Source organism: Nocardia sp. NPDC057353 (assembly GCF_042667085.1).
GTDB lineage: Bacteria > Actinomycetota > Actinomycetes > Mycobacteriales > Mycobacteriaceae > Nocardia.
The window spans coordinates 135,475-141,516 of sequence record NZ_JBHVAK010000009.1 but is presented as its reverse complement, the minus strand read 5'-3'; the positions used below and the strand labels follow the sequence as shown (position 1 = coordinate 141,516).

General features: G+C 73.2%; 7 protein-coding genes. 6 read left to right on the top strand and 1 reads right to left on the bottom strand.

The features are described from left to right. Nucleotides 1-25: 25 nt before the first annotated feature. Nucleotides 26-655: a TetR/AcrR family transcriptional regulator gene (locus ACFUUZ_RS07130; protein ID WP_378693403.1), complete on the bottom strand. Its 630-nt coding sequence runs from the start codon at nucleotides 653-655 to the stop codon at nucleotides 26-28. Between the two features lie 81 nt (nucleotides 656-736). Between ACFUUZ_RS07130 and ACFUUZ_RS07125 the strand changes: the two genes are divergently transcribed. The 6 genes from ACFUUZ_RS07125 (at nucleotide 737) to ACFUUZ_RS07100 (ending at nucleotide 6,003) form a co-directional block, all read left to right on the top strand. Then, nucleotides 737-1,321, top strand: a complete 585-nt coding sequence (locus tag ACFUUZ_RS07125; protein ID WP_378693401.1) for a TetR/AcrR family transcriptional regulator — start codon at nucleotides 737-739, stop codon at nucleotides 1,319-1,321. Continuing rightward, nucleotides 1,318-2,499, top strand: coding sequence for an NADH:flavin oxidoreductase (locus ACFUUZ_RS07120; protein ID WP_378693399.1), 1,182 nt, complete (start codon nucleotides 1,318-1,320; stop codon nucleotides 2,497-2,499). Before ACFUUZ_RS07125 ends, ACFUUZ_RS07120 begins: the two co-directional genes overlap by 4 nt. 102 nt (nucleotides 2,500-2,601) lie before the next feature. Beyond that, entirely contained in the window at nucleotides 2,602-3,270 is a 669-nt protein-coding gene (locus tag ACFUUZ_RS07115; RefSeq protein ID WP_378693397.1) for a hypothetical protein, read from the top strand. Further along, the gene (locus tag ACFUUZ_RS07110; protein ID WP_378693395.1) at nucleotides 3,267-4,463 is read left to right on the top strand and encodes a PrsW family intramembrane metalloprotease; all 1,197 of its coding nucleotides are present in this window, start codon (nucleotides 3,267-3,269) and stop codon (nucleotides 4,461-4,463) included. Before ACFUUZ_RS07115 ends, ACFUUZ_RS07110 begins: the two co-directional genes overlap by 4 nt. Nucleotides 4,464-4,490: 27 nt before the next feature. After that, entirely contained in the window at nucleotides 4,491-5,000 is a 510-nt protein-coding gene (locus tag ACFUUZ_RS07105; RefSeq protein ID WP_378693393.1) for an SRPBCC family protein, read from the top strand. 220 nt (nucleotides 5,001-5,220) lie between these two features. After that, nucleotides 5,221-6,003, top strand: a complete 783-nt coding sequence (locus ACFUUZ_RS07100; RefSeq protein WP_378693392.1) for an MBL fold metallo-hydrolase — start codon at nucleotides 5,221-5,223, stop codon at nucleotides 6,001-6,003. Nucleotides 6,004-6,042 lie beyond the last annotated feature (39 nt).

Sequence of the window (6,042 nt, the reverse complement as noted above, 5' to 3'; positions counted from 1 at the left end):
GCTTTCGCGCGTCCGGGGTCGCGCCCTATCCGGCGATCGCGGTGACCGGCACCGCGCGGACCGCGGGCGCGACCCAGCGGCGCAGGTAGGTGCGCAGCTCGGCCCCGCGCCGCGGCGGCTCCGCGGCGCCCGCCCCCTCCTCGACGAAGGAGAGCAGGATCCGGACCAGGAACTCGAGCAGCCCGTCGAACTCCGCGGTGGTGAAACCGTGTGCCGCCCACGCGACATCGGTGCGCAGGAACGCCTCCCGACAGGCGCCGAGCGCCACCCCGGAGAGCGCGTACCGGGAGAACGCCGTGCCCTGCCCGGTGTTCATCAGCGCGGTCAGGTACCGCTCCCCCGGCAGCTCCTCGACGGTGAAGGCCACCGCCTCCACCGCCAGCTCGGCCGGATCGGCGCACCCGGCCAGGTGCGCGACCAGCCGGTCGACGAAGCTGTCCCGCGCCGCGTACCCGACCGCGGCGAAGAGCGCCTCGGTGCTCGGGTAGTAGCGGTACACCGTCTGCCGGATCACCCCGAGCTCCGCGGCGACGTGCGAGAGGTTCGTGCGCCGCGCGCCGTGCGTGTCGATACACCGCATGGCGGCGGCCAGGATGCGCTCGCGCGCCTGCTCCGGGCCGCTCGGCGGCGAGCCGTTCCACGCCGGTCGTTTCATCCCCCCAGTGTGCGGGACAGTTCCGCCCCGTTCTGTCAATCACTGATTGAACAACTGATTGAAACGTGTTTCAATTCTGCCGTGGGACGGACCGAGACGGGAACGCGCGAGCGCATCCTCACCAGTGCCGAGCGGCTGCTGCTGGAGGCGGGGTACGACCGGGTCTCGATCCGCGCCGTCTGCGCAGCCGCGGGCGTGAACCCGGCCGCCGTGCACTACCACTTCGGCTCCAAGGAGGCGCTGGTCGCCGCGCTGCTCGAGGCCAGGCTCGGCCCGCTCTGGCAGACCGCGCTGGACGATCTCGCCGCCGACGCCCCCGACGTCCCCGCGGTGGTGGCGGCGCTGGTCGCGCCGCTCGCCGAGCTCGCCGCCGACCCCACCGGCAGGCTCTACCTGCACCTGCTGGCCCGCCTGGTGCTCGGGAGGCGGCCGGTGCCGTGGGCGGCGGGCTGGTTCCGGCTCGACCCCTGGGTGGCGCTGCTGCGCGACCTGGTCCCCGGCCTCGACGCCGCAGGCGCCAGGCGGCGCTGGCTGCTCGCCTTCGACCTCGTGCTCGGCCAGTTCGGCGATCCGCTCGCCGGCGACCGGGTGCTCTCCCCCGCCGCGGTGACAGCGCTCACCGCCTTCGTGAGCGCGGGGCTCGCCCACTCCACGGAGGAAGAATGAACGACGTGTTCGCCCCGGCCCGGCTCGGGCCGATCCGGCTGCGGAACCGGGTGGTCAAGTCCGCCACCTTCGAGGCCCGCACCCCGGACGCGCTGGTCACCGATGACCTGATCGAGTACCACCTGCGCCCGGTGCGCGGCGGGGTCGGCATGACCACCGTCGCGTACTGCGCGGTGGCGCCGGAGGGGCGCACCGAGCGCAGGCAGATCTGGATGCGCCCCGAGGCGGTGCCCGGGCTGCGCAGGCTCGCCGACGCCGTGCACGCCGAGGGCGCCGCGGTGAGCGCGCAGCTCGGCCACGCGGGCCCGGTCGCCAACGCCGCCTCGAACCGGGCTCCCGCGCTCGCCCCGAGCAGGCTGTTCAGCCCGCTCGGCATGTCCGCCACCCGGCGCCCGAGCGTGGCCGACGTCCGCGGGCTGGTGCGCGCGCACGCCGAGGCGGCGGTGCTGGCCCAGGACGCCGGGTTCGATGCCGTCGAGCTGCATTTCGGGCACAACTACCTGGTCAGCGCCTTCTTCAGCCCGCTGCTGAACCATCGCCGCGACGAGTACGGCGGCGCGCTGGAGAACCGGGCCCGCTTCGCCAGGGAGATCGCCATCGCGGTGCGCGAGCGGGTCGGGACGGACATGGCCGTCACCGCCAAGCTGAGCATGGACGACGGCGTGCGCGGTGGGCTGAAACTGCCCGAGAGCCTGCAGATCGGGCGCTGGCTGGAGGCCGACGGCGCCCTGGACGCGCTGCAGCTGACCGCGGGCAGCTCGCTGCTCAACCCGATGTACTTCTTCCACGGCAGCGCCCCGCGCAGGGAGTTCGCCAAGGTCTTCCCGCCGCCGCTGCGCTGGGGGTTGCAGGCGAGCGGCCGCTTCTTCCTGCGCGAGTACCCCTACCGCGAGGCCTACCTGCTCGACCTGGCGCAGCAGTTCCGGCGTGAGCTGAGCATGCCGCTCATGCTGCTCGGCGGCATCACCACCAAGGCGACCATGGACCTGGCGATGGCGAAGGGCTTCGAATTCGTCGCCATGGCCCGCGCCCTGCTCCGCGAACCGGACCTGCTGCAGCGGCTGCGCGCCGACCCGGCCGCCGAATCGCTCTGCACGCACTGCAATGTCTGCATGACCACGATCTTCCACCGCACCCGCTGCGTGCTGGCCCGCCCGGACGAGCCGGTCGCCCCTTGATCAGCGGCGCACGTCGCCGCCCTCACCGCCGCCCTGACGCGCTTCCGCTGGCCGTCCAGCAATTCTCGGGTTATCGTCTCGGTGAATCGAGACGGAGGTCGAGTGGGAACGCACGCCAGGCAGCCGGAAACGGCAGGAACCGCACCGTATTTCGACCCCGGCGACCGGTGGGTCCCGGTCGACCGGCGCTGGTTCGGGATGGACCGGCGGACGCTGCTGCCCGCGCTGGTCGTGCTCGCGCTCGCCTTCCTGCAGGGCGTGCTGCTGCCACGGCTGGACGCGGCGCTCGCGGACGACGACGTGACCGCCGCGGGCGACGTGATCGCACTGAACGGTGGAATCACCTTCCCCGCCGAGCCCGGCTGGGCGCTGGTCGACGGCGAGCGGATCGGGGACGAGCCGAGCGGCCAGGGCTACCCGACGGTGGCCGTGCTCGCCCGCGGCGGCACCCGGTTCACCGTGCAGACCGGCGCCTTCGGCGGGGACGCGAACGCGCTGCTCGACCAGATCGAGCGCACCGACGCCGCGCTCTCCGGCGGCCGCGGGCTGACCGCGTCCGGCGATCCGACGCCGATCACCACCGAGAGCGGCGCCACCGGGGTCGTCACCCGCTTCGCGGCCGCCCAGCTGGACGGCGTCCTGGCCGCGTTCGTCTTCGACGGCACCGGGGTGGAGATCGTGGCGGTCGGCCCCGCGCAACCGGGCGCGGACATCCTCACCGAGGTCGGGGCGATGATCGCCGGTCTCGACGTGATCGGCGGGCGAGCGTGACGACCACCGATCTCGACCGGGCCCGCTTCCTCGCGATCGAGCAGTCCGGCTGGGGCCGCTCCTTCACCCTCTACCAGCCGCGCAACCTCGCCTTCTGGGTCTACGCGCTGCTCACCACCTCCGGGGCGCTGCTGTTCGCGAGCCGGATCGGCCAGAGCTACGGGGCCTACAGCCGGGCCATCCTGGTGACCGCGGCGGTGTTCGCGGTCTACGGCGCCGTCTTCTGGTGGTTCACCCAGCACATCGACCGCTACGCCAGGCAGCCGACGAAGATCCTGGTGGCGGCGTTCTGCTGGGGCGGCTTCGCCGCCACCTGGGCCATGGCCTCCTACGCCAACACCGCGCTGATCAGTATCTACGGCAAGCTCTTCGGGCACGCCTGGGCACAGGACTGGGGCGCCGGGCTGGCCGCGCCGTTCACCGAGGAGACGGCGAAGGGTTTCGGGCTGCTGCTGCTCATCGCGCTGGCGCCGCGGCTGGTGCGCACCGCCTTCGACGGCTTCATCCTCGGGGCGTTCCTCGGGCTCGGCTTCGAGATCGTCGAGGACATCGCCTACGGAATGAACGCGGGCGCCGCGCAGTTCGGCGCGAACCAGGTGGAGGCCTCGCTCAGCACGGTGGTGCTCCGGGTCGCCACCGGCGCCACCGGCCACCTGCTCTACACCGCGCTGTTCTGCGCCGGGCTGGTCTACCTGCTCGGCCGCCCGGCCGAGCCGCGCCGGATCGGGCGCGGGCTGCTGCTGATCGGCACCGCCATGCTGCTGCACGGGCTGTGGGACTCCATGGCGAACTTCATCGGCGACAGCAATGCGGCGGCGTTCGGGCTCATCGCGGGAGTCATGGCGGTGGCGTTGGCGATCGCGGTGCGGGTCTTCGCGCTGACCGTCCCGCGGGAGCGTGAATTCCTCGCCGACATCCTCGCCCCCGAGGTCGCGTCGGGGGTGATCCGGTCCGAGGAGGCGCTGGCCGCGTGCGGGAACGGCAGGACCAGGCGCGCGTTCCGGCGCGCGGGAACCGACCGGGCGGCGCGCCGACGCCGCGCGCACGTGCTGGACGCGGTGCACGACCTCGCCGACGCGCTCGCCGCCGAGCGCGGCGTGCAGACGCCGCGGGTGGAGTTCGCCAGGGCCGAGGTGGCCCGGCTCCGGGACGGCAGGCCGCCGACCGAGGCGCTGCTGCCGGTGCCGCGCTGACCTTCCCGGCGTGCGTAGAGTCCGGGGATGGCTCGAACCATGCAGATCTCCGACAGCATCGTGATCGCCGTCGACCCGGCGACCGCCTACGACAACATCGCCGACGTCACCCGGATGGGCCGCTGGAGTCCGGAGAACACCGGCGCGGTGCTGGACGCCCCCGGCCGCCCGGCGCGGGTGGGCGACACCTTCGTCGGCGCCAATGTGCGCCGCGGCCTCCGCTGGCACACCGGGTGCGTGGTGACCGCCGCCGAGCCGGGGAGCCGCTTCGCCTTCCGGGTGCAGCGCTGGGGCGTGCGCAAGCCCGCGCTCCGGGTGGCCGTGGCGACCTGGGAGTACCGTTTCGAGCCGGTCGACGGCGGCACCCGCGTCACCGAGACCTGGATCGACGACCGGACGACCTGGCCGGACGCGGTCGCGCGGGTCTTCGACCGGCTGGCGACGGGCAAGCGCGGTTTCGCCGAGTTCCAGGAGGGCAATATCCGCCGCACGCTGGCCCGGCTCAAGGAGGTCCTGGAGTCCGAGCAGGTCAATTGACCGATTGGCCGTACGGGACAACATGGAGACCGGTCGGTCAGCAAATCCGGCGGCGTCGAGCGCTCCCAGCAGTTCGTTCCCAGGTTGTCGAGGGGTGCCGACACGACCCGCGGATGTGGGACATCCCGGCGCGCAAACGCCCGGCATTCCGTAGGTTGTCGGTGTCCGCCCGCACGCCGGGGGCGGCTCCCCCACCCCTCCCCGAAGACGGAACGCGCCCGTGAAAGTCCACCACCTGAACTGTGGCAGCATGCATCCCCCCGCGACGACCGACCTGGTCTGTCACGTCCTGCTGATCGAAGCACCAGGCTCGCTGGTGCTGGTCGACACCGGTTTCGGCCTGCACGACATCATCGACCCCGGGGCCAGGATCGGCCCGGTGCGGCACCTGCTGCGACCCGCGCTGGAGCCCGCCGAGACGGCCGCGCGGCAGGTGGAGCGGCTCGGCTTCAAGCGCGACGACGTCCGGCACATCGTGCTCACCCACCTGGACGCCGACCACATCGGCGGGCTCGCCGACTTCCCGCACGCCCAGGTGCACCTGACCTCGGCGGAGCTGCGCGGCGGCGTCACCGAGCCGACCTCCCGCGAGCGGGTGCGCTTCCGCGCCGCGCAGTGGTCGCACGGCCCGAAGTTCGTGCAGCACAACCCGGCGGGCGAGCCGTGGCGCGGCTTCGCCGCGGCGCGCGAGCTGACCGAGATCGCGGCGGGCATCGTGCTCATCGCGCTGCCGGGGCACACCCGCGGCCACGCCTGCGTCGCGGTGGACGCCGGGCGCCGCTGGATCCTGCACGCGGGCGACGCCTTCTACCACCCGGCCACGCTGGACGGCCGCTCCAAGGTGCCGTTCCCGCTGTCGTTCATGGAGTCGTCGGTCGCCTACGACCGGCACCGGGTCAGGGAGAACCACGAGCGGCTCGCCGAGCTCTACCGACGCGGCGAGCCCGACCTGCGGATCGTCTGCGCCCACGACCCCTCGCTGCTGGCAGGCTCGCTGACCTGAAAGCCCCCGCGTCGGGGGAGATTTCGGGGTCGGGCTCCG

Coding starts and splice junctions, on each gene's coding strand:
- ACFUUZ_RS07130 (WP_378693403.1), bottom strand. CDS start 655: ATGAAACGACCGGCGTGGAACGGCTCGCCGCCGAGCGGCCCGGAGCAG.
- ACFUUZ_RS07120 (WP_378693399.1), top strand. CDS start 1,318: ATGAACGACGTGTTCGCCCCGGCCCGGCTCGGGCCGATCCGGCTGCGG.
- ACFUUZ_RS07105 (WP_378693393.1), top strand. CDS start 4,491: ATGGCTCGAACCATGCAGATCTCCGACAGCATCGTGATCGCCGTCGAC.